The organism is Bacillus cereus group sp. BfR-BA-01430 (genome assembly GCF_022663115.1).
Lineage (GTDB): Bacteria > Bacillota > Bacilli > Bacillales > Bacillaceae_G > Bacillus_A > Bacillus_A cereus_BD.
The window spans coordinates 1-204 of record NZ_JAKUEW010000121.1; the positions used below are offsets into that span (position 1 = coordinate 1).

The following is a 204-nucleotide window of genomic DNA, read 5'->3' on the forward strand; positions in this document are numbered from 1 at the left end:
CCCCGACCGAGAAGCGCTTTTTGCTTCGACCGAGGGTGGTGAAATGACCGGAGGATCTAGCCGTTGGAGCTAGATTACGTTAAGAACTACATGAGTGTTATCTAGTTTTGAAGGAATATGCCTTTGGTAGTTTGGTGACGATGGCAGAGAGGTCACACCCGTTCCCATACCGAACACGGAAGTTAAGCTCTCTAGCGCCGATGG

At 50.5% G+C, this 204-nt stretch carries 1 rRNA gene; it reads left to right on the forward strand.

Annotated elements, in window-relative coordinates:
• Window positions 1-130: 130 nt before the first annotated feature.
• Window positions 131-204: ribosomal RNA gene (gene rrf, locus MR058_RS23215) — 5S ribosomal RNA — on the forward strand; the annotation flags it as partial.